This is a genomic window from Streptosporangium sp. NBC_01639 (assembly GCF_045209755.1).
Taxonomy (GTDB): domain Bacteria; phylum Actinomycetota; class Actinomycetes; order Streptosporangiales; family Streptosporangiaceae; genus Streptosporangium.
Genome location: NZ_CP109272.1, coordinates 849,843 through 871,797 on the forward strand (window position 1 = coordinate 849,843; position 21,955 = coordinate 871,797).

Sequence of the window (21,955 nt, forward strand, 5' to 3'; positions counted from 1 at the left end):
GTGACGGATGAGAAATCAGTATGCTTACGCCCCGAATTTGGCAAAAATCCGAGCCTTCTGGCTAAATCGGATGGTTGGCTTAACGGGGAGACAGCGTGACAGGCAACGGGCACTACCCTCCACCTCCGCCCCAGGGCCCGCGGCAACCACCCGGATGGACTCCCGCCCCTCCTCAGGGAGCACCGCAGGGATACCCGCCCCAGCCGCCCCCCGGCCAGGGCTACCCGCCGCAGGGGCCGCCGCAGCCGCCGCCCGGTCAGGGCTACCCGCCGCAGCCGCCGCCCGGTCAGGGCTACCCGCCGCAGCCGCCGCCCGGCCAGGGGTATCCCCCGCCCCCGCCGGGGCCCCCGGGACAGGGCTACCCTCCGCCGCCGCACCAGGGGTTCCCCCCGGGTCACGGCTATCCGCAGCCCGCACCTCCGCGGCCGGACCAGGGTCACCCGCCGCCGGCGTATCCGCCCCCGCAGGGCATGCCCCAGAGCCCTCCGGGGCCGGGGTATCCGCCCCCGCCCGGTCAGAGCTATCCGCCCCTGCCCCCGCCTCGGGGACGGATGCCGTACAGCCAGCCGCCTCCGCCGCCGAACCACCAGCACCCGCGGCCGTCGTACCCGCCGCCCCAGTGGCAACCGCAGCGTCCTCGCTCCGGCGGCGGCGCCGGCGCGATCGTCGGCGGGATATTCGGTGTGGTCGCGGTGGTGTTCGTCGGGCTCGTGGTGATCGGGGCGCTGGTCAAGGGGGGCAGGCACGCGGACCCGGTCTCACCGGTCGCGATCCCCACCCTCACCCCGTTCGAGCGGCCCACGAGCACTCCCGCCGCCTCCGAGAGCACCGAGTCGCGTCTCTCCGAGACCCGGAAGGACTCCACCGAGACCACGGTCACCCGCCCGGCCAAGCAGGTCGTGAACACCAGTCTCAAGAACAACACGCTCTACCGGGCCGGGTCCCTGCCCCGGGTGAGCTGCCCGGCGGGATCGGCCAGCATCTACAGCCACAGCCAGCTCAAGGCACTGATCCTCAAGACGTCCAGGTGCCTGGACAGGGGCTGGGCCCAGATCATGCGCGCCCAGGGCCTGACCTGGAAACGACCGGGCTACGCCATCACGTCCGGCCGGGGACGCGGTGCCTGCGGGGACTTCCCCTCGGGTGGCAGCATCGTGCCCTACTACTGCCCTCGCAACGAGACCATCTACGCCTCGACCACGGCGATGGTCAAGGGATCCGGCAGCTCCGGCGGGTACGGCCAGCTCACCGACTGGCACGGCGGGGTCGTCAGCATGATGGCCCACGAGTACGGACATCACATCCAGCAACTGTCGGGCCTGTCCAACGAGTGGTGGGGGCAGACCCTCCGTTCCAGCAGCCAGAGCGGCAAACTGGCGTTGAGCCGCCGGTTCGAACTCCAGGCCACCTGTTTCGGCGGGATGTTCATGCGCTCGGTCTCGGCCAGCTATCCGGTCACCCCAGCGCGGCGCAACACCCTCTACTACTTCTACTCGCGGGTCGGCGACTGGGCGGGCAATCCCCGTGACCACGGCTCGCCTGCGAACAACAACCGCTGGTTCCGGCAGGGCTACGAGAAGAACAAGGCGTATCAGTGCAACACATGGCTGGCTCCGTCTTCCTCGACGTCGTAGCTTAGATGACCGTTAACTGAGAATTGGTCATCTGTCTGTCATGTCCAGGTATGGGGACTAGAATCCTGGCAATTCTGTGTAATCGGGGAACCTCGGCCGTTTTGCCAGGTGGACCGGGATAGCCATAGTAGGAAGCGGTGTGACGATGCACCTTGGGCAGGACTCGGGGGATCTCACCGGTGACGGCGGGAAACGGCGCACCGGGCGACGCGGGGCGAGCCGCGAGGGGCAGCCCGGCGCAGGCGAGACGCCGGGCACCCCTGACACGCGAGTCGCGGGAGCGCCGGGCGCCGAAAACCCGGAAAGGTCCGAGCAGTCGGCGGAAGCCACCAGGCAGGTGCGGCGGCCCGCGCGGGCACCGGAGCCGGACCAGGTCCGCCAGACCGCACCAGGCCCGGAACAGCACGGGAGACCCGGCCAGGGCCAAGAGGCAGGGCAGGACGGGACATCCGGCCAGGGCCAGGAGACAGGGCCCGGTCAGGCCTCCGGTCAGGCCACGGCGCCCGGCCGTACCACCCAGAGATCCGGACGCGCCAAGGGGTCCGGGCGGAGACCCGGGACCGAAACCGCACCCCCCGGCTCCCCCGCCCCCCCGAACCGGCCGCGCTTCGCCAAACCGCTGACGACCGGCGCGCTCATCGGCTGGACCCTGCTGTCGGCGGTCCTGCCCGGTGCCGCACACCTGCGTGCCGGGCGCCGCCGTACCGGCTACATCATGCTCGGCACCTTCGGCGTGCTGCTGCTGGCCGTACTGATCGGCGGCTTCGTCCTGGCCGGCAACGCCGGCTTCGCCGCCCGGGACGGCTCGCTCCTGGCCGGGGCGATCATCGCCGGGGTCGCCGCGCTCTGCTGGTTCCTGGTGGTGCTGTCGTCCTACGTCTCCCTGCGGCCCAACCGGCTGACCGGCAGGGGACAGATCGTCTCGGGCATCGTGGCCGGTGTGCTGTGCGTGTCGGTGATGGCGCCGTTCGCGCTGACCGCGAGCACGGTGCTGACCATCAAGGAGACGGCCAACACCATCTTCCCGAGCATCCACGACGACCTGACGACGGCCACGTTCAAGCCCGAGGACCCGTGGAACGGACGCGACCGGGTGAACTTCCTGCTCATCGGCGGCGACGGGGCGGGCAACCGGGAGGGCGTGCGGACCGACAGCATGAACGTGGCCAGCGTGGACGTCGCCACCGGCAACACGGTCATGTTCAGCCTGCCCCGCAACCTGCAGCACGTCCGCTTCAACCCCGCCGGCCCGCTCGGCAAACGCTTCCCGAACGGCTTCATGCGCGAACTGCCCAACGGCGGGCTGCTCAACGAGGTCTGGCAGTACGGCGAGGAGCACCCCGAGGTCGTGCCGGGCAAGAACGAGACACGGGGTCCCCGGGCGCTCATGGACGCCATCGGCCAGACGCTCAACCTGAAGATCGACTACTACGCCCTGGTGAACATGTTCGGCTTCGCCCACCTGGTGGACGCCATCGGCGGTCTGAAGATCCGGGTGGACAACGACGTCAAGTGGGGCGGCCACTACGGCACCGCGGGCACGATCAAGGCCGGCTACCAGAAGCTGTCCGGCGAGGAGGCGCTCTGGTACGGCCGTTCCCGCGTCGAGAGCGACGACTTCTCCCGGATGGCCCGCCAGCGGTGCGTCATCGGCGCCTTCGCCAAACAGGCCACCCCTCAGGTCGTGCTCACCAACTTCGCCAAGATCTCGACCGTCGCCAAGCAGATGGCCAAGACCAACATCCCCCGCGAGATGCTGGAGAAGGTGACCGAGCTCGCTCTCCGGGTCAAGGACGCCAAGATCACCAGCCTGCAGTTCGTGCCGCCGGACTTCTGGCCCGGTTCCCCCGACTGGCAGAAGATCCGCACCGCGGCCGCCAGAGCGCTGCGTCAGTCCACCCAGCCCAGCCGCCGCGCCCTGGCCGCCGGTGTGACGGCCTCTCCCGGCGCGAGCGGCAGCACCCCCACTCCGGCGCCCACCAGGACCGCGACGGTCCGGCCGAGCCAGACCCCGACCCAGAACAGCAAGGCCGCCAAGTCCCTCGACGAGCTCTGCGGATTCTGATCCGCCCCGCCGGAGAAGGCGGTGGCCCGGCTCCCTCCCGGAGCCGGGCCACCGCCTTTCTCCGGCCGGCCCCGGGTCGCGGTCAGGCGGCCCTGGCGCTCCGGGGAAGCAGCACGAAGGCCCCCAGGTAGAGCAGGCCCGCCACGATCAGCAGCGCCTGGTAGCCGATCACCAGTGCCAGATACTCCAGGCAGCCGCCGACCATCGCGCCCAGCAGGTTGGCACCGAAGGCGGTCGTGCCGTCGGCGGAGTCGGCGAAGCGCTTGGCGAACACCACGTTGGCCGCGAAGATCGGCAGGAACGCCACGACCACGGCGACCACCGCCCGCAACGGCAGCGGCAGGCCCAGCAGCCAGGAGTTGGGCACCAGCCAGGCCAGCACCAGGCCGCCGAGGAGCACGCCGTACATGACGGGCAACGGCGGGACCTTGAAGCGGCGGGTCACCTCCACCGCGGCGAGCACGGCGACCAGCACCCCGGCGAACACGATCGCGTTCACCACCCAGGTCGTGCCGAACAGCAGCGCGAACCCGGTCACGCTCTTGGTCTCCAGCAACAGGAACGCCACGCCCAGCAGGAACAGGTCGGCGTAGGGGCGCATCCGGGTGTACGGCCCGGCGACCAGCCGGACCGCGAGCAGGCTCACGATCAGGATCAGGCCGAGGGTGATGAGGTAGATCTCCGGGATCGTCCGGTCCTTCAGGTAGAGGAACGGCCGGTCGTCGCCGCTCGGCTGCGGGGTGCCGGCGTTCGCACCGGCCCACTCGGCGCCGCAGCTCTGGGTCTGGGCGCTGAGGCCCGCGGTGATCACGGCCTGCTGGCCGGTCTCGCTGACGATGTCCACGCACGGCTTGTGCCCGAAGGCGGCCTGCATGGTGGCGGCGAGCCGGTCCACCAGCCAGCTCTCCCGGTAGTAGTTGTACATCGAGAAGGTGCCGCCGGGCTTGAGGTGGTCCCTGGCCGCCTCCATGGCCTGCTGGGTGAACAGGTAGCTCTCCAGCCGCAGCGAGCTCGCCCCGGACACCAGGGTGAGCGAGTCGGGCAGCGCGAAGAGGATCAGGTCGTACCTGCCGGAGGCACCCTCCAGGAACGCGCGGCCGTCGGTGACCACGGTGGTGACGCGGGGGTCCGCGTAGGGCCGGTCCGGGTGGTAGGTCTGGCCGAGCTCACGGAGCTTGGGGTCGATCTCCACCGCGTCCACGTGCTTGGCGCCCTTGGCCAGCGCGATCGCCACGTCGGTGCCGCTGCCCGCGCCGACGATCAGGACGTCGTCCAGCTTCTGCGCCGCCGCCCGCTCGTACGGCAGCGCGTACTGCCGCTCCCACTCCAGCCGGTTGGCGGCCGGTACGGCCTGCTGGTGCGGGATGCCGTTGACCTGGATGTCCATCACCGGGACGCCGCCGTGGTCGAGACGGTTGTAGGTCACCTTGTAGTAGGGCGACCACAACGCCCCCGCGGTCAGCGTCTCCACCGCGAGCGCCGCGACGACGACCAGTGAGGGGACGGCCAGCGCGATCCGCCCGGCGGCGGTGCGCGGCCACAGCAGCACCAGGTAGGCGGCCGCGGCGATCGTCCCCCATACGACGGGGGGCGCGCTGAGGAAGGACAGCCCGGTGAACAGCGCGATGCCGGTGAGGCTGCCCACCAGGTCGTAGCGGTAGGCCTCCAGGCGGTCCAGCTCGGGGAAGCAGCGGCCGACCAGCTCGGCCGGGCCCATCAGCACGATCGCCGCCGCCACGAAGATCACCGGCAGGATCCGCCACGGCGGCGGGCCGACGGTGCTCAGGCTGGTCCAGTACAGAACACCCTCGGTCTGCCGGTCCACGGTGACCGGGAAGAACAGGATGACCAGCACGAGGACGGCCAGCGCGATCGGCGAATAGTACGGCTGTCGCGTCGTGCGTCCCACCCGCAGGAAGCCGAGTCCGATGCCGAGGAACGAGCCGAGCAGAACGAAGTTCGTGAAATAGCTCAAATGCACAATATTCGATCCGGTCCACCGGATCAGCGCCAGCTCCAGGAAGAGCATGAAGGCGCTGGCCACGATCAGCCTCGGGCGGGTGCTCAGCCAGTGTCTGGACGGGGCGTCGGGGTAGGTGGGGGGCGTCGTCTCGGCCGCTGCGGTCATGCCGCCCAACGCTAGTGATCGCTCTGCCTCCGGGGAAGGAAATACCTGTCGGCGGTCTGGGTGATTCACGTGGATAAATGCTGATGTGTGGTGTTTTGAATGGGTGGACGCGATCCCGGTGGATGCAGGAACGTGGTGAGGTCCGTTCCCCCTGAACCTGGTGGTGCACCATGCGGGTACTGATCCAGCTCCGCCCTTCTCCGGACGTCGTCGCGGCGGTCGCCGATCCCGAGGTGACCGCGACGACGGCCGACGTCGCCGACGGTCTGCCCGGGGTCGTCCTGGACGCCTCCTTCACGCCGGTCGCCGTGCCGCGCCCGGTGCCCGGGGCCGGCGGCGATCCCCTCTCCCTGAACCAGGCGTTGACCTTCTCCCTCGCCGCCGACGACGCCTCGGTCATGATCCGGGGAGAGATCTCCGACGACGAGCTGTCCACCCGGCTCACCCTGCTGCCCACTCTCCGCAACGACGTCGTGGGGGTGTTCGCCGACCCGGTCATCGAGTCGAACCTCACCTGCGGCGGCGACGCCCCGGTGGGCGACTGGCACGATGTGGAGCGGCTGCTGCGCGTGGCGGAGCTGCAGGCGGAGGGCCTGGACGGGTCGGGGGTCGCACTGGCCGTCCTGGACACCGGCATCAACGCCGCCCACGTGAGCCGCCAGCTCGGACGCGACCTGTCTTTGGACAAGGAGCGGAGCTGGAACCCCGACGGGGTGACCGGCAGGCCGGGCGAGTTCCCGGTCAACCACGGCACGATGTGCGCGTTCGACGCGTTGATCGGCGCTCCCAAGGCGACACTGATCGACATTCCCGTGCTGCTCTCCGAACGGCCGGGCGGCTCGGCCCTGGACGGCCTGCTGTCGGACGCGGTCGCGGCCTTCGCCCATCTGCGCACCGTCCTGGAGAACCAGCCTGTCGCGTCACGGTCCCTGGTGGTCAGCAACAGCTGGGGCTCTTTCTCCCCCCGCTGGGACTTCCCCGTCGGCCATCCCGGCAACTACTCCGACAATCCTGCCCACCCGTTCAACCTGATCGTCGCCAGCCTGGAGCAGGCGGGCGCGGACGTGCTGTTCGCCGCCGGGAACTGCGGGCGCGAGTGCAAGGACGGCCGGTGCGCGTATCCGGACCGGCCGATCGCGGGCGCCAACTCCCACTCGGGGGTGCTGTCCATCGGCGGCGTGGACACCCGCGGCGAGCGGGTCGGATACTCCTCCCAGGGTCCCGGCCGCCTCACCCTCCGCAAGCCGGACATCTGCTCCTACACCCATTTCTCCGGTTCCAAGGCCTTCGGCGCCGGCGCGCCCGACTCGGGCACCTCGGCCGCGTGCCCCGTCGCCGCGGGACTGGTCGCGGCCATCCGCACCAGATGGCCCGCCGCCGGCCTCTCCCCCGCCCAGCTCCGCACCCTGCTCCGCCGCACCGCCGACGACCGCAGCGACGTCGGGTTCGACTACGACTACGGCTACGGCACCGCCGACACGGCGGGGGTGCTCGCGTCGTTGCGGCGCAGGGCGATGCGCGTGGCGTGAGGGCGTGGGTTTCGGTCCCCGTCCGGCCCGGCGGGGTGACCGGGCCGGACGGGACCGTACCGGCGGCGTCACGGATCGTCTCCGCGGCGCCGTCCGGCACGCGAGGTCAGACCAGCGCGTCCTTGTAGTACACGTTGGCCCGGCGGTCACCGGTGACTCCCGAGGCGAATCCGAAGCACAGCCGCACCTCCTTCGGACCGGCGACCTGGATCGCCATGCCCTCCGGCTCGCGGAATTCGACCTCCGCGCCGTCCGACACGAACTGCCGGTCGACGACCGCCCCCGTCCGCCAATCGACACAGGTCAGGTGCGTGTTCCCGGGTGCCGCCCCGGAGGTCCCCTCCAGGAGGTACAGGTACGACCCGTACGTCGCGTATCCCTGGAAGGAGTACGCCAGCTCCGGCTGGGCAACCTCGGCGAGCGGTCGGTACCTGTGGTGCCGGACGTCGTTCAGGTCGTACAGCGCGTAGCGGAACGCGCCGTCGACGCGGTGCCGCATGACCAGCCGGCGGTTGACGGGGTCGGTGCCGCAGGTCGTGCGGTCGGCGCCGGGCACGGGGACATGCCGTACGAGGCCGGGAGAGTCCCGGGTGAGGATGGAGCCGTCGACGAACGGGAACCGGCACAGCCGGGAGCCCCAGCCGCTGATGTCGTCGTCGGTGACCGAGTCGACCTCGGTCCACAGGAACGTGCCCCGGCCTTGGGGCTCCGCGCCGATCTGCACGCCGTGCCCGAAGCCGAGCAGATACATGTGGCCGGTCTCACGTCCCGTGCGGTCGAGCCGGGTGAGGCATAGGTCACCGTCTTTGGCGCGCACGGCGCCGCTGACGGGCTCGGGCTCGCCGGGCAGCTGCAGGCCGCCGGCCACGAGCTGCACGACGTAGAGACAACCGTTGGCGTCGTCGAACGCGAACGACTGCATGACGGTCGCGTTGTGCAGGGGCACCCCTCCGAGCAGCCGCGCACCCGGTGCGGCACAGTCGAAACGGTCGGCTCTCGGCACGGCCGCCGCGGCGGCGGGGCCGCCCGCGAGGAGGGCGGCGCCCGTCATGGCACCGCTGATGAGGAAGGTACGTCGTGTCGGCATGGGGGGATCTCCGTCACTGGAATCGTTTGACGACGCCGTCGGCGAGGGCGTCGGCCGCGGCGGCGAGATGCGCCCCCGCGGTGTCGAGCCGGTTGAGCAGGAGCAGGGAGGTGAGGGATGGTTCGGGTCGGGTGAGCAGGACCGCGACGGCCTGCTGGTACGCGGGTCGTACACCGCCTTTCTTCGCTTGCAGCGCCGCGTCGGCGGCGTCGCGCGGCCGGTCGGCGAGCAGCTCGACCGCGGTGGCGAGCCGGTCGACCCCGTCGGCGAGAGCGGCCAGTATCGGCCCGTGCAGGGGGTCGGGCGAGGCTTCGTAGAGGTCGACCTCGCGGACGAAGTCGCGCAGGGTGTCGAGAATGTCGTCCACACTGCGGGAGAGCCGGAACAGGTCCTCGCGATCGATGGGGGAGGTCACGCTACGGCGCAGCCGGCTGATGAGCCGTGCCCGGTCGGCATCGCCCTCGTGCTCGACGAGGGCCATCCGGCGGCGGGCCTCCGCGGGATGCAGGGCCCCGTCCACGGCGGCGCGGGCGAGCACCACTCCGCGGGCGGCGGCGCGGACCTGCGCGACCACGAGACCGGCGAGTGTCCGGTCGGTACGGCCGGACAGGTCGCGCAGGACACGGCGTACACGTCCGGGGCTCATCGGATCTCCTTGAGCGTGGCGACCTCGGGCTTCGGCTGCGAGGAGGAGGTCAAGCCCGCTCCCCCGCATTCGTCCTGGTCAACTCAGTGCTCCGATCGTGGCGTTGGCGAGCGCGGCGAGCCCGTAGGCGAGAGGTAGCGTGAACAGCCACGCGCGGCCGAGGGCGAGGACCCCGCGCCACCGCACCCGACGGGTGCCGCGGGCGAGGCCGGTGCCGATGAGCGCCCCGGCGAGGGACTGGGTCATGCTCACCGGGGAGCCGAGCGCGGCGGTGCCGAGAACGACGCTCGCGCCGGTGAGCTCGGTGGCGACGAGGGTGTCGGTGCGCGTGGGAGTGAGCATGCCGCCGAGTCCGGCCGCGAGTCTGGGGAGTCCGGCCAGCCCACCGGCGAGGAAGCAGACACCGAGCAGGACGAGCACCGGTGCGAGGTCCGCCGCACCGTGGCGCGTGCCGTCGCGGGTGGCGAAGTACACGGCGAGAACCTTCTGCCCGTCGTTGGCGCCGTAGGCGACGCACCCGGCGGAGAAGGCCGCGATGTGCAGCCACCGCAGCCGGATACCGGCCGTGCCGACGTGCGGCAGGCCACGCACCAGGCGGCAGGCGGCGCCCGCGACGAGCGCTCCGGCCACGGGGGCGGCGGCCGCGGCGGCGAGCACGGAGGCGATGACGGGCCAGGAGACGTCGCCGCCGCCCCCGGTGCCGGCACCGGCGATCCCGCCGACGAGTGCGAGAGTGAGGCTGGTCGGCAGTCCGCGCCAGCCGAGCCCGACGGTGACGGCGACGGCGACGGCGACCCCGACGTACAGTCCGGTGCGGCCGTCGCCGCCGGGGTAGGCGACGAGCCGGCCGTCGAGGGTGGCGGCGACCGCCGTACCGACGACCAGGGGCGCGACCGCGACCGCCGTCGCGAGCAGTGCGAGTGCGGCCAGGGGTGGCAGTCCACGGGCCCGGGTGCCCAGACCGACCTGGGCACCGGCGTCGTTGAAGCCGGTGAACACGGCGAAGACGGCCGCCACCACCATCCCGACTTCCACCTGCGACGCCTTCTTCCCATGTATCCGTGTTGTATCGGCCGTAAGTTAACATTAAATGTCCGGCATTTATCAACAGGAAGCATGGATCCGGACAGAGATCCCGGTAGATTCGGCACATCAACCGCCCGTTTCGGACACGTGGCTGCCTGGAGTTCTACCGAAAAGAATGTTAAGTTCACATCGCTCAATGACTCTTCTGCTCGAGCGGGGGCCGCGACTTCTCATGCGCACAGACCAACCAGCCCAGGTGTGGGCGGGTGTCGACGTCGGCACTCAGAGCCTGCGGGTCGTCCTCGTCGACGACACCGGCCGTGTCGCCGGGCACGGGGCGGGAAGCCTGACCAGCCACCGCGCGGGCGCTGTGCACGAGCAGGACCCGGCGCAGTGGTGGGCGGTGCTCGGCAGCGCGTTCCGCCAGGCCCTGAAGGACGTCGATCCCCGGGCCGTCCTGGGGGTCGCGATCTGCGGCACCTCCGGGACCTTCCTGCTCGCCGACGCCGTGGCCGGCACTCCCCTCACCCCGGCCCTGATGTATGACGACGCCCGGGCCTCCGCCGAGGCGCCCGACGTGACGGCCGCCCTCGGCCACGCGACGCAGCCCTCGTGGGCCCTGCCGAAACTCGTGCACCTGCTGCGCACCGGTCCCGCCCCGCTCCGCGCCGGCCTGGAGTCCGGGCACGTCCGGATGGTCCACTGCCCCGACCACCTCGCCGAACGCCTGGTCGGCGGCCCCGTCGCCACCGACTGGAGTCACGCGCTCAAGACGGGATACGACCTCGACGAGCTCGGCTGGCCCACCGGGGCGCTCGGCAGACTCGGCCTCTCCCCGGCGGTCCTGCCCGCAGTGGTGCGCCCCGGCACACCGCTCGGTACGGTGTCCGCGTCCGGGGCGGACCATACCGGGCTGCCCGTCGGCACCCCGGTCCTCGCGGGCATGAGCGACGGCTGTGCCGCGCAGATCGCCGCCGGCGCGCTCGCTCCCGGCAGCTGGAACTCCGTGCTCGGCACGACCCTCGTCCTCAAGGGGGTCACCGCCACCCGCATCGTCGACCCGGCCAACGTGATCTACTCGCACCGCCACCCCGACGGCGGCTGGCTGCCCGGCGGTGCCTCCAGCGTCGGTGCCGGCATCCTCGAACGCCGGTTCCCGAGCGGCGACCGCGACGCCCTCGACCGGGCCGCCGCCCGGTACGAGCCGTCGGGCGGCATCGCCTATCCCCTGGCCGGCCGCGGCGAGCGGTTCCCCTTCTTCGCGCCGGACGCGGAGGGCTTCGAGCTGGGCACCCCGGTGGACGAGGCCGACCGGTACGCCGCCGTCCTGCAGGGCGTCGCGTTCGTCGAACGACTCGCCTACTCCACGCTGCGCCATCTCGGCGCCGACGTGGACGGGCCGCTGTCGGCGACCGGGGGTGCCGTCCGCAGCCGCTACTGGACGCAGTTGCGCGCCGACATCCTGGGCCGGCCGATACGCCTCCCGGCAAGCCCCGAACCGGCGTTCGGCATGGCCGTCCTCGCCGCCGCGGGGAAGGACGGCCTCCACGCGACGTCCCGGCGCTTCGTCCGCATCGCCGAGACCGTCGATCCCCGACCCGGGTCCGCGGAACGGTTCGCCGACGCCTACGGTGGTTTCGTCGACGAGCTGGCCGATCGCGGCCATCTCGAGCCTGACCTCGCTCGTTACGCCAAGGAGCAACCGTGACCACGACCGTCGTCCTCGCCCGCCACGGCCGGACCCCCTGGCACCATCCCAACCGCTACACCGGCCGCAGCGACATCGGGCTCGACGACGTCGGGACGGACCAGGCCCGGGCACTGGCCGAGTGGGCACCGTCCCAGGGATTCACCAGCATCGCCAGCTCGCACCTCTCCCGTGCGGTCGCCACCCTCGCGCCGGTCGCGGCGGCCCTCGGGAAGCACCCCACCGTCGACCCAAGGCTGCGTGAGCTCGATTTCGGCATCGCCGAGGGGCGCACCCTCGCCGACGTCCGCGCGGAGCATCCCGAGGTCGCCGCCCGGTTCGTGGCCGACCCCGCCCGCGACCACTTCCCGGAGGGGGAGGCCCCCGCCGACGCCGTGGCACGTGCCCTGGCCGGACTCGGCGACCTCGCCACCGCCGACCCCGGCGGCCGGATCCTCGTCGTCGCCCACTCCACTCTGATCCGCCTGCTGGTCTGCGAGGTGCTCGGCGTGCCGCTCGGCGACTACCGGCGGCGGCTGCCGGCCCTCGCCCCGGGCTCCACGACAACGTTCCGGCTCTCCGGCGGAGACGATTCGGCGGCGCTGCTGGCGTACAACGTGCCGGTGTCCCGAGGATGGACCACATGACGACCTCCAACTCTCCCGAGCGCAACCGGCCCGCCCAGCGGCAGGCCGAGATCGCCGAGCATGTCCTGCAGCACGGCTCCATGTCGGCCAACGATCTCTCCGAACTGTTCGGCGTCAGTCTCATGACCATCCACCGCGATCTCGACGAGCTGGAGCGTCAGGGCATCGTGCACAAGTTCCGCGGTGGCGTGAGCGCGCAGCCGTCCAGCGTCTTCGAGAGCAACGTGACCTACCGGCTGCGTACCGCCCGCGAGGAGAAGGTCGCTCTCGCCCGCCGCGCCCGCGCGCTCATCGAGCCGGGCATGGCCGTCATGCTCGACGACTCGACGACCACACTGGAGCTGGCCCGCCTCCTTGAGGACGCCGCTCCGCTGACCGTCATCACCAACTTCCTGGAGACCATCAAACTGGTCGCGGGCATGCGCGGCATCCGGTTGATCACCCTCGGCGGGGAGTACTACCCGACGCACGACTCGTTCCTCGGCGTGCCGTGCATCGAGGCGATCGAGGCGCTGCGCGTCGACATGTTGTTCGCCTCCGTCTCCGCGGTGTCGAACAACTACGCCTACCACCAGGAGCAGGAGATCGTCCTGGTGAAGCGGGCGATGATCCGTGCGGCCCAGAAGTCGGTGCTCTCGGTCGATCACAGCAAACTCGGCCGCGTCGCCCTGCACCGGCTCGTCCCGCTGTCCGACTTCGATCTCGTCCTCACCGACTCGCGTGCCCCCGAGGACAGCCTGCTGGAGATGCGGGAGAACGGAATCCGCTATGACGTCGTCTGATCCGGTCGTCGTCGGCATCGACGTCGGCACCACGGTCACCAAGGCCGTCGCCTTCGACGGCGCCGGCCGGGCACTGCTGCGCACCGCCCGGCCGACGGTCCTCGACCGGCCCGGCGACGGCCGGTACGAACAGGACATCGACACGGTCGTCGCGTCCGCCGTCGGCGTGCTGGCCGAGCTGGTCAGCGGCCTCGACCGGACGGTGGCGGCCGTCGGCATCACGGGTCAGGGCGACGGGGTGTGGCTCGTCGACGCCGAGGGGCGGTCCGTGCGCCCCGCGATCTCGTGGCTCGACGCCAGGGCCACCCCCGTCATCGAGGCGTGGGAGTCCGAGGGGCTGCTCGACTCCGCTTACCGCCGTACCGGCACGCTCATGTTCCCCGGCTGCTCGGGCGCCGTCCTGGCCTGGCTCGACGCGCACGAGCCATCGGTGCTCGACCGCGCGGCGACCGCCGGATACTGCAAGGACGTCGTCATGCAGGCCCTCACCGGGCTGCGTGCGACCGACCCGTCCGACGCGTCCGCGCCGTTCCTCGACCCGCTCCGCCGTGACTACGACGAGGAACTGATCGCCGCGTGCGGTCTCGCGCACCGCCGGCACCTGCTCGCGCCGGTGACCACCGCGCCGACCGGCGCGCTGAGCCGGTCGGCCGCGGCGGCGACCGGGCTGCCCGCGGGCACGCCCGTCATCGCCGCGCCCTACGACCTGCCCGCCTCGGCGCTCGGCGCCGGCGTCACCGAGGTCGGCGACGGGCTGCTCATCGTCGGCACCACCCTCGCCTGCCAGGTCCTCGTCGACGACGTCGACACCGGCGGCGAGGCGTGCGGGCTCACGCTGAGCACCTGGCAGGACCGGCGCTGGCTGCGCGCGCTGCCCGCGATGGTCGGCACCGCCGCCCTCGACTGGGTACTGCGCCTCATCGGCGCGACCGTCTCCGACCTGCCGCGGCTGCTCGCCGGAGGCAGTTCGGACGGGCTGTCGATGCTGCCGTTCCTCGCCGAGGCGGGAGAGCGCGCCCCGTTCGTCGCTCCCCGCGCCCGCGGCCGGATCGACGGGTTGCACCTCGGCACCGGTCCCGCCGACCTGGTGCGCACCACCTGCGAGGCGATCGCCTACAGCGCCCGGCACTGCCTGACGACGGCCGGGCTCACCGGGTCGCTGACCGCGTGCGGCGGCGGCGTCGCGTCCGCGGCGTGGTCGCAGATATTCGCCGACGTCCTCGACCGCCCGTTGAATGTCCTCTCCGGCGACGAGACCGGTGCCCGCGGAGCGGCCCGCGCCGCCGCCGAGACCCTCGGCCTGCCCGCCATGGCGGCACCGTCCGGGCGGACCCACCATCCCGACCCCGCCGCGTCCGCCCGGTACGCCGCGGGTTACGAGCGTTATCTCACCCAGATCACGGCTGCCCGCCCCGCGTGGGTCGCCTCCGGATAGCAGAACAGAAGGGAATCCCCCCTGTGAAGGTCCTCGTCGCCGGTGATCATTTCGTCACCAATGACCTGCTCCTTGGCGCGTTGAACGCCCAGCTCGACGTGGGGTTCGACGTCACGACAATGACACTGCCCTGGCCGCACACGCCGTTCGGACCGGTCGCCGAGGTCGACGAGGCGTCCGGTGACGAGGACGCCCTGATCGAGGCGCTCGACGGAGTCGAGATCGCCGTGACCCAGATGGCCCCGTTCACCGCCCGGGTCATCGAGTCCACCGACACGCTGCGGCTCATCGTCGTCGCACGTGGCGGACCGGTGAACGTCAACCTCGAGGTGGCCGCGGCACGCGGTGTCGAGGTCCGTTCCACACCCGGCCGCAACGCCGTGGCCGCCGCCGAGCACACCGTCGCCCTGCTGCTCGCCGCGCTGCGCCGCATCCCCGCCACCCATGCCTCGACGGTCGCGGGAGAGTGGCGCAGCGACCTGTACGCCCTCGACGCCGTCGGCTCCGAGCTCGCCGGGACCACGGTGGGCCTCATCGGGTACGGCGCGATCGGGCGCCGGGTCGGCCGCATCCTCGCGGCCTTCGACGCCGAGGTGCTCGTATACGACCCGTACGCCGCTCCCGAGACCCTCGACGGCGCCACCCCGGTCGGCCTGGACGAGCTGCTCGACCGTTCCCGCGTGGTGAGCGTGCACGCCCGGCTCACCCCCGAGACCCGCGGGCTCGTCGACGCCGCCGCGCTCACCCGCCTGCCCCGGGGTGCGGTGCTCGTCAACACCGCCCGTGGCGGGCTGCTCGACTACGACGCCGTCGCCGACGCGCTGCACGACGGAAGGCTCGGCGCCGCGGCGTTCGACGTGTACGACGTCGAGCCGCCGCCCGCCGGCTCACGGCTGTTCACCGCCCCGAACGTCGTGTGCACCCCCCACCTCGCCGGGGCGACGGTGCAGACGGCGCAGCGCGCCGCCCGCCAGTGCGCCGACGCCGTGACCGCGTTCCTCGCGGAGACGCGGTGAGTGCCTTCACCCCGCTCCTGCCCGTCGCGGAGAAGGCGGTGGAGCTCGCCGCGGGCCTCGTCCGCGAGGGGCGGCCGGGCGTTCTCACCGCCAAGGGAGAACGCGACATGGCCACCGAGGTCGACTTCGCCGTCGAACGCGCGGTCCGCGACTACCTGCGGCAGGAGACCCCCGCGATCGGGTTCCTCGGTGAGGAGGAGGGCACCAGGGGGGAGGGCGAGCTGACCTGGGTGCTCGATCCGATCGACGGCACCGTCAACTTCGTGCACGGGTTGCCGCTGGTCGCGGTCTCCCTCGGGCTGGTCTACCGGCGACGGCCGGTGCTCGGCGTGGTCGACCTGCCGCTGCTCGGCAACCGTTACACGGCGGTCCAGGGCGCCGGTGCCCACGCCGACGGCAGCCCCATGCGGGTGAGCACGCCGCAGCGGCTCGCCGACGCCGTGGTTGCGGTAGGCGACTACGCGGTGGGCGTCGACGCCGCGGAGCTCAATGCGGAACGCCTCGCGGCGACCGCGGAGCTCGCCGCGCGCGCCCAGCGGATAAGGATGCTGGGCACCGCGGCGGTGGATCTCGCCTGGGTGGCGCAGGGCCGCCTGGACGGTCTGATCATGTTCTCCAACAACCCGTGGGACACCGCCGCGGGCATCGCGCTCGTACGTGAGGCAGGCGGAGAGGTCGTCGACCGCGGCGGCGCGGAGCACTTCATGGACTCGGAGGTGACCGTGGCGGGATCCGGCCCCGTCCTCGACGACCTCGTCGCACTCACGCGTCCGCGCTTCTAACGCGATGTGACGCCATTTTAACGTTTTAAATAACAGAGCGGTTGCGATTCGGGGTGGCCCAGCGGCCACCCCTGCCCGCTTTATGGCTCCATATGCGAGCATTCGACCCTTTAATCCCGGTGATCGTGGCCGATGGGGCACTCACCTCTTGCCTGTTATGTGAACATCGTGTTAACTACTCCTGCGAACAAAACGCCCATAAGTGTTAATAGCGTTATGTTCTGGCCTGCCTCCCGCCCCCAAGGAGAACCCGTGTTCCTGACGATCGCGCACCGTGGTGACCCGCTCGTGCACCGCGAAAACACCCTCCCGTCGTTGCGTTCCGCGGTCGACAAAGGTGCCAACACCCTTGAGTTCGACCTGCGCCTCACCCGGGACGCGCACATCGTGCTCCTGCACGACGCGGGTCTCGAACGGCTCTGGGGCCGCACCGCCGACATCTCCGACCTCACCCTCGCCGAGGTGCGTGAGACCGGCGGCGAATACCAGGTCCCGACCTTCGACGAGGTGCTCGACGCGTTCGACGACACCACGTTCCTCGTCGACCTCAAGACCGACGACGTGATCACCCCCGCGGTCGCCGCGCTGCGCCGGCACGGTGACGCCTTCGACCGTTCGATCTTCGTCGCCGCGCGGCGCGGTGGACGCGAGGCCCTGATCAAGCTGCGCGCCAACGCGCCCGACGCCACGATCGGCCTGGACTGGACCGAGGAGCAGCCGCCGTCCGAGGAACTGCTCGACGCCCTGCGCCCGCAGTACTTCGGCCCGCGCTGGAGGGTCGCCGACGCGGCCGGGGTGCCCGCCATGCGGGAACGCGGCTACCGCGTCTGGGTCGGCCCTCTGGACGACGAGGCCGCGGTCGTCGCCGCGATGGAGTACGGGGTCGACGGGGTCGTCGCCGACGACATCTCCTCGCTGCTGCGCCTGCGTGCGGACGCCGGGACATCCTGATGCCGGCCGCGATGACCAAGGCCGGCGTCGCGCCGCCCCCGGTGCCGCGCGGCGCCTCGCCCGGCACCGGCGGGGCACGTCGGCGCCTGCGCCGCGAGCACCTGATGTTCCTCGCGTTCGTCGCGCCGAACTTCCTGTTCATCGTGGTGTTCTCGTACTGGCCGGTGATCTACAACGCCTACCTCAGCCTCACCGACTGGGACATGATCTCGCCGATCAAGAACTTCGTCGGTCTCGACAACTACGTCGACATGTTCACCAGCCTCGGATTCGCCGACGTGCTGTTGACCACCGTGTACTTCACCGTCGGCGTCGTGGGCGGCAGCATGCTCCTCGGCCTCGGCATCGCGCTGCTGCTCAACCTGAAGCTCAGGGGCCGCACGTTCGTCCGGACGATGGTGTTCGCTCCGCACGTGCTCTCGGGCGCGGCGGTGGGTCTCGTGTGGGCGTTCATCTTCGACCCGAACTACGGCCTGTCCCGGGTGTTCTTCTCCGCGGTCGGCAGCGCCTCGCCCGCCTGGCTCACCGACTCCGACTGGGCGCTGCCCGCGGTCATCATCGTCTATCTCTGGAAGAACACCGGCTTCGCCGCGATCGTCTATCTCGCCGGCCTGCAGAACATGCCCAAGGACGTGTACGAGTCGGCGGCCCTCGACGGTTCCGGCCCCTGGACGACCTTCCGCAGGTTCACCCTGCCGCTGCTCTCGCCGGTGACGTTCTTCCTCGTCGTCACCTCGACGATCGGCTCGTTCCAGGCGTTCGACGTCATCGCGCTGACCACCGGCGGCGGTCCCGGCGACGCCACCACCATCCTGTCGTGGTTCGTCTACGACTCCGGGTTCCGGAGCTTCCAGGCCGGCCCCGCCGGAGCGAGCTCGATCGTGATGTTCGGCATCCTCCTCACGATCACGCTCCTGCAGACGCGCTACCTCGAGCGGAAGGTGCACTACAAGTGAGAATCGCCCGTACCGCTCAGTACGCCCTGCTCATCGTCCTCGGCGTCATCATGGTCGGCCCGCTGTACTGGCTGCTGTCCTCCTCGTTGAAGGACCCCTCGCAGATCTACACCTGGCCGCCCGTCTGGATACCCACGAACATCCGTCCCGCCAACTACAGCGACGCCTGGAACTCCGCCCCTTTCGCCGACTTCTACATCAACTCCATCATCACGACGTTCGCCGGCAGCGCCATCGAGATCGCCAACGCCGTGCTCACCGCGTACGCGTTCACGTTCCTGCGGTTCCCCGGCAAGCGGGTGCTGTTCGTCGTGCTGCTGGGCGCGATGATGGTGCCCGGTCACGTGACGCTGCTGCCCAACTACCTGACCGTCTCGGAACTCGGCTGGATCAACACCTACCAGGGGATCATCATCCCCGGCGTCGCCTCGGCGTTCGGGGCGTTCCTGCTCCGCCAGCACATGCTCACCCTGCCCGGCGCGCTCATCGAGGCCGCCCGCATAGACGGCGCGGGCCATCTGCGCACCATGTGGAGCGTGGTGCTGCCCATGTCGCGGCCGATGCTCATCACCGTCGGCATCGTGTCGCTGGTCGGCAAGTGGAACGACTTCATCTGGCCGCTCATCGTCACCAACACGGCATCGATGCGCACCCTGCCCGTCGGCCTGCTCCTCCTCAAGAACCAGGAGGGATACACGAACTGGGGAGCTGTCATGGCCGCCGCCATGTTCGTCGTCGTCCCCGTGCTCGTCGTCTTCTTCCTCGCCCAGCGCCACATCGTCACCGGCCTCACCCAGGGTGCGGTCAAGGGCTGACCCTCGTCGCGCCTCCTCGCAAAGGATCCCCCCATGAACACCTCCTTCCCCTCGTTCAGCAGGCGGCAGTTCCTCGGCACCGCCGGCGCCGGCCTGCTCGCCTTCACCGCCGTCGGCTGCGGTGGCGGATCCGGTTCGGGCATGGCACAGCCCGAGGGCAAGGTGCCCGAGCAGTACGCCAAGCGGCAGCGTGTCGTGATCTGGTTCCCCTGGACCGGTGTCCCCGGTGAGGCGTTCCAGCGCCTCGTGGCCAAGTTCAACGGCTCCCAGAGCAACATCTACGTCGAGGCCCAGTTCCAGGGCACCTACGACGAGACCACCCAGAAGCTGGCCACCGCCCTGCAGGCCCGCCAGATCCCCGACCTGTGCGTCTTCAGCGACGTGACCTGGAACAAGTTCTATTTCAATGACACCCTCGAACCGCTGAACGGATACTTCGGCAAGGGGCTCAACGCCGCCGACTACACCGACCAGCTCATCGCCGAGGGCACCGTGAAGAACGAGGTGTGGTGGGTGCCCTTCGCCCGCAGCACCCCGATTTTCTACTACAACAAGGACCTGTTCGAGGCCGCCGGGCTGCCCGACCGGGGCCCGAAGACCTGGAGCGAGCTGCGCGAGTGGGCACCCGCCATCAGCGCGCAGAAGGTCGCCGGCCAGTCGCCCAAGCTCACCGCCTACGCCCAGATCGACGGCGACTGGCAGTTCCAGGGCACGGTCTGGCAGTGGAGCGGCAACTACTCCAAGGGGCTCGACGTCACCATCGACACCGGCGGCGCGGTCGAGGCCGGCGAGTGGCAGCGCAAGCTCATCCACGACGACAAGCTCGCCTACATGGCGCAGAGCCCCAAGCTCGACTTCACCAACGGGCTCATCGCGACCCTCACCGAGTCCACCGGCGCGCTCACCGGCGTCACCAAGGACGCCAAGTTCAAGGTCGGCACCGCGTTCCTTCCCGAGGAGACCGCGTTCGGCTGCCCCACGGGCGGCGGCGGCATCTCCGTCATGGCCGGTGCGCCCAAGGAACGCAAGCAGGCGGCCTTCGAGTTCCTGACCTTCCTCGCGAAGCCCGAGAACGCCGCCCAGTGGACGATCGACACCGGGTATCTTCCGGCGACCAAGGCCGCGGCGGAGACCCCCCAGATGCAGAAGCTGTTCGCCGACAACCCGAACTTCAAGAAGGCGGTCGACCAACTGCCGAGGACCCACAAGCAGGACCAGGTGCGGGTGCAGGTCCCCAACGCCAACCGGGTGATCTACGGCGGCCTTCAGAAGATCTACGCCGACAACCAGCCCGCGGAGGCGGTGTTCAAGTCGGTGGCGGCGGAGCTGAGGAAGAGCACCGAGTCAGTCCGCAAGACGATCGAAAGGCACATGTAGGCCACCCCCGGCCGGAGGACTGCGCGCACATCGTTGCGGCGCGGGGTGATGCGCGTAGCGTGAGGTCATGCACCTTGTCACCGTACGGCTCCCGCCCCAGGCGACTCTCCCCCAGGCCATCCACCGTCTCGGACTGTCGGAGGAGGAGGTCGACACCGGCTACGGCCTGGTGCTCATCGACCCCGACCAGGGCCTGTACGGCCTGCGCGTGACCGAGGAGGCCGCCCGCACCCTCGACCCGGAGGCGGGCGGCGGCCCCTACGCCGACCCGAGGATCGAGCCCTACGGCCCACCGGAGTGAGACCCGGCACGCCCCCGGACCGGGGGCGTGCCCGGTCCCGGTCAGGACACGCAGCGCCGTACACCGATCGCACTGCCCGGTGCCGCCGATCAGGCAAGGGTGGAGCGGGCCGGTTCGGCAAGCACGACCACCGCGGCGTCGACTTTCGTGCGTTATGCGGTTGCGAGGATGTCCGTCCTGGTCGTCACAGGCCAAGAGCGGACACGCTCGCTCTGTCTCCATTGCTGTATCGGTCTCATCCACAGGAGCGGTTTTCAAACCGGGCTCGTCAGTCCCGAGATGGCATCACATACAGCGCGTGCGTACCGTCCAGCCACTCCTGGTCGATCTCGCGGCCGGTGATGCGGCCGATCAGAGTCAGCGCGGAGCTGATGACCTCATCATTCGAGGGCCCCTCTCGACCGCTGCTGAGTTCGAAACGCAGTCCTTCCATATACGGGTCCAGCGCATGGGGGTCGATTCCGTCGCGGAGCTCTGGGTAGGTGATGGTGAGACTCGTGATCATCTGCCCATCGATCGCGTAATCAAGGGTTTCGTTCCCATTGATGTTCCAGCTAACGCTCAGCGCCCGGCCCGAATCACGAGATAGGGCCGATAGTCCTTGCATCGTCGCGCAGTCGAAACCGCCGATCTGGAAGACCAACGTCCAGGATCCGCACAGGCCCACCAGGATGACGTTACCGCCCGCCGCATCCGCGATGTTCCTGAGGTCGCAGTCGGTGCGGGAATCCAGGTCCGCCCCGAGCCGCCGTGCGGCCTCCTCGACCCCGATTCCCTCACACCAGGCGGCACAGAACTCCGCGAGAGGTTCGTCCTCGTCGCCGTAGAACCGCGCATAGGAGTGAAGCAGGTCATAGAGCCGTTCAGCGGATTTCATCGAGATGCCCTTCCAGCACAGGCATTCCTTCCTAACAATTTCGCCTCGCCCTTCTTTTTTATAGGCAGGTAATCGCCGCCAATGTCGGGAACACGGCCATATATCAATAAAGTTGTTCCGAGGATACTGATGCAGGCCGTGTTCCCACAGGTTACACGTTTTCTCTAGCCGCGGCTTCGTCAGGCGTCACAGACTGGACGAGATCACATCGTTT

General features: G+C 70.3%; 19 protein-coding genes. 14 read left to right on the top strand and 5 right to left on the bottom strand.

Annotated features, from left to right (window positions below; genetic code table 11):
• Positions 1-551: 551 nt before the first annotated feature.
• Together OHA77_RS03800 and OHA77_RS03805 are read left to right on the top strand one after the other, a co-directional pair.
• On the top strand, positions 552-1,634 hold the full coding sequence (locus OHA77_RS03800) for a neutral zinc metallopeptidase (RefSeq protein WP_406316152.1): 1,083 nt from the start codon (positions 552-554) through the stop codon (positions 1,632-1,634).
• Positions 1,635-1,779: 145 nt separating this feature from the next.
• Positions 1,780-3,699 carry an LCP family protein gene (locus tag OHA77_RS03805; protein ID WP_406319761.1) on the top strand — a complete coding sequence of 640 codons (1,920 nt, stop codon included), beginning with the start codon at positions 1,780-1,782 and terminating at the stop codon, positions 3,697-3,699.
• 82 nt (positions 3,700-3,781) lie between these two features.
• Here the strand turns inward: OHA77_RS03805 and OHA77_RS03810 are convergent, their stop codons facing one another.
• The gene (locus tag OHA77_RS03810; RefSeq protein ID WP_406316154.1) at positions 3,782-5,827 is read right to left on the bottom strand and encodes a spermidine synthase; all 2,046 of its coding nucleotides are present in this window, start codon (positions 5,825-5,827) and stop codon (positions 3,782-3,784) included.
• Positions 5,828-5,997: 170 nt separating this feature from the next.
• On the opposite strand from OHA77_RS03810, the gene OHA77_RS03815 reads away from it, so the two are divergent.
• Positions 5,998-7,356 carry a S8 family serine peptidase gene (locus OHA77_RS03815; RefSeq protein WP_406316156.1) on the top strand — a complete coding sequence of 453 codons (1,359 nt, stop codon included), beginning with the start codon at positions 5,998-6,000 and terminating at the stop codon, positions 7,354-7,356.
• Between the two features lie 106 nt (positions 7,357-7,462).
• Here the strand turns inward: OHA77_RS03815 and OHA77_RS03820 are convergent, their stop codons facing one another.
• From OHA77_RS03820 to OHA77_RS03830, 3 genes are all read right to left on the bottom strand, one after another.
• Complete coding sequence (locus OHA77_RS03820) at positions 7,463-8,443, bottom strand: teichoic acid biosynthesis protein C (RefSeq protein ID WP_406316158.1); 981 nt, start codon at positions 8,441-8,443, stop codon at positions 7,463-7,465.
• 13 nt (positions 8,444-8,456) lie between these two features.
• Positions 8,457-9,089 (bottom strand): DUF47 family protein, encoded by a 633-nt coding sequence (locus OHA77_RS03825; RefSeq protein ID WP_326822039.1) that lies wholly within the window; start codon positions 9,087-9,089, stop codon positions 8,457-8,459.
• A 78-nt stretch (positions 9,090-9,167) separates the two neighbouring features.
• Positions 9,168-10,124: an inorganic phosphate transporter gene (locus OHA77_RS03830; RefSeq protein WP_406316159.1), complete on the bottom strand. Its 957-nt coding sequence runs from the start codon at positions 10,122-10,124 to the stop codon at positions 9,168-9,170.
• A 187-nt stretch (positions 10,125-10,311) separates the two neighbouring features.
• Between OHA77_RS03830 and OHA77_RS03835 the strand changes: the two genes are divergently transcribed.
• The 11 genes from OHA77_RS03835 (at position 10,312) to OHA77_RS03885 (ending at position 20,864) form a co-directional block, all read left to right on the top strand.
• Entirely contained in the window at positions 10,312-11,823 is a 1,512-nt protein-coding gene (locus tag OHA77_RS03835; protein ID WP_406316161.1) for an FGGY-family carbohydrate kinase, read from the top strand.
• Positions 11,820-12,449, top strand: coding sequence for a histidine phosphatase family protein (locus OHA77_RS03840; protein ID WP_326822036.1), 630 nt, complete (start codon positions 11,820-11,822; stop codon positions 12,447-12,449). The genes OHA77_RS03835 and OHA77_RS03840 overlap by 4 nt, the downstream gene beginning before the upstream one ends.
• Positions 12,446-13,231: a DeoR/GlpR family DNA-binding transcription regulator gene (locus OHA77_RS03845; RefSeq protein WP_326822035.1), complete on the top strand. Its 786-nt coding sequence runs from the start codon at positions 12,446-12,448 to the stop codon at positions 13,229-13,231. Before OHA77_RS03840 ends, OHA77_RS03845 begins: the two co-directional genes overlap by 4 nt.
• Complete coding sequence (locus tag OHA77_RS03850) at positions 13,218-14,666, top strand: FGGY family carbohydrate kinase (protein ID WP_406316164.1); 1,449 nt, start codon at positions 13,218-13,220, stop codon at positions 14,664-14,666. Before OHA77_RS03845 ends, OHA77_RS03850 begins: the two co-directional genes overlap by 14 nt.
• 23 nt (positions 14,667-14,689) lie before the next feature.
• Positions 14,690-15,682 carry a 2-hydroxyacid dehydrogenase gene (locus OHA77_RS03855; RefSeq protein ID WP_406316166.1) on the top strand — a complete coding sequence of 331 codons (993 nt, stop codon included), beginning with the start codon at positions 14,690-14,692 and terminating at the stop codon, positions 15,680-15,682.
• A complete protein-coding gene (locus OHA77_RS03860) occupies positions 15,679-16,464 on the top strand; it encodes an inositol monophosphatase family protein (RefSeq protein WP_326822032.1) in 786 nt (261 codons plus the stop codon). The genes OHA77_RS03855 and OHA77_RS03860 overlap by 4 nt, the downstream gene beginning before the upstream one ends.
• A 252-nt stretch (positions 16,465-16,716) precedes the next feature.
• A complete protein-coding gene (locus OHA77_RS03865; protein ID WP_406316168.1) occupies positions 16,717-17,415 on the top strand; it encodes a glycerophosphodiester phosphodiesterase in 699 nt (232 codons plus the stop codon).
• On the top strand, positions 17,415-18,371 hold the full coding sequence (locus OHA77_RS03870; RefSeq protein WP_406316170.1) for a carbohydrate ABC transporter permease: 957 nt from the start codon (positions 17,415-17,417) through the stop codon (positions 18,369-18,371). Before OHA77_RS03865 ends, OHA77_RS03870 begins: the two co-directional genes overlap by 1 nt.
• On the top strand, positions 18,368-19,186 hold the full coding sequence (locus OHA77_RS03875; RefSeq protein ID WP_326822029.1) for a carbohydrate ABC transporter permease: 819 nt from the start codon (positions 18,368-18,370) through the stop codon (positions 19,184-19,186). The genes OHA77_RS03870 and OHA77_RS03875 overlap by 4 nt, the downstream gene beginning before the upstream one ends.
• A 33-nt stretch (positions 19,187-19,219) precedes the next feature.
• Positions 19,220-20,563, top strand: coding sequence for an ABC transporter substrate-binding protein (locus tag OHA77_RS03880; RefSeq protein ID WP_326822028.1), 1,344 nt, complete (start codon positions 19,220-19,222; stop codon positions 20,561-20,563).
• Between the two features lie 67 nt (positions 20,564-20,630).
• Positions 20,631-20,864, top strand: coding sequence for a hypothetical protein (locus tag OHA77_RS03885; RefSeq protein WP_326822027.1), 234 nt, complete (start codon positions 20,631-20,633; stop codon positions 20,862-20,864).
• 268 nt (positions 20,865-21,132) lie between these two features.
• Here OHA77_RS03885 and OHA77_RS03890 read toward each other — a convergent pair whose 3' ends face one another.
• On the bottom strand, positions 21,133-21,741 hold the full coding sequence (locus tag OHA77_RS03890) for a DUF6461 domain-containing protein (RefSeq protein ID WP_406316171.1): 609 nt from the start codon (positions 21,739-21,741) through the stop codon (positions 21,133-21,135).
• Positions 21,742-21,955: the final 214 nt, after the last annotated feature.

Bases quoted from the DNA above. Each gene is read 5' to 3' on its own strand.
- OHA77_RS03805 (WP_406319761.1), top strand. From the start codon at position 1,780: ATGCACCTTGGGCAGGACTCGGGGGATCTCACCGGTGACGGCGGGAAA.
- OHA77_RS03810 (WP_406316154.1), bottom strand. From the start codon at position 5,827: ATGACCGCAGCGGCCGAGACGACGCCCCCCACCTACCCCGACGCCCCG.
- OHA77_RS03850 (WP_406316164.1), top strand. From the start codon at position 13,218: ATGACGTCGTCTGATCCGGTCGTCGTCGGCATCGACGTCGGCACCACG.
- OHA77_RS03885 (WP_326822027.1), top strand. From the start codon at position 20,631: ATGCACCTTGTCACCGTACGGCTCCCGCCCCAGGCGACTCTCCCCCAG.
- OHA77_RS03890 (WP_406316171.1), bottom strand. From the start codon at position 21,741: ATGAAATCCGCTGAACGGCTCTATGACCTGCTTCACTCCTATGCGCGG.
- OHA77_RS03825 (WP_326822039.1), bottom strand. From the start codon at position 9,089: ATGAGCCCCGGACGTGTACGCCGTGTCCTGCGCGACCTGTCCGGCCGT.
- OHA77_RS03815 (WP_406316156.1), top strand. From the start codon at position 5,998: ATGCGGGTACTGATCCAGCTCCGCCCTTCTCCGGACGTCGTCGCGGCG.
- OHA77_RS03820 (WP_406316158.1), bottom strand. From the start codon at position 8,443: ATGCCGACACGACGTACCTTCCTCATCAGCGGTGCCATGACGGGCGCC.
- OHA77_RS03835 (WP_406316161.1), top strand. From the start codon at position 10,312: ATGACTCTTCTGCTCGAGCGGGGGCCGCGACTTCTCATGCGCACAGAC.
- OHA77_RS03800 (WP_406316152.1), top strand. From the start codon at position 552: ATGCCGTACAGCCAGCCGCCTCCGCCGCCGAACCACCAGCACCCGCGG.
- OHA77_RS03870 (WP_406316170.1), top strand. From the start codon at position 17,415: ATGCCGGCCGCGATGACCAAGGCCGGCGTCGCGCCGCCCCCGGTGCCG.
- OHA77_RS03880 (WP_326822028.1), top strand. From the start codon at position 19,220: ATGAACACCTCCTTCCCCTCGTTCAGCAGGCGGCAGTTCCTCGGCACC.
- OHA77_RS03845 (WP_326822035.1), top strand. From the start codon at position 12,446: ATGACGACCTCCAACTCTCCCGAGCGCAACCGGCCCGCCCAGCGGCAG.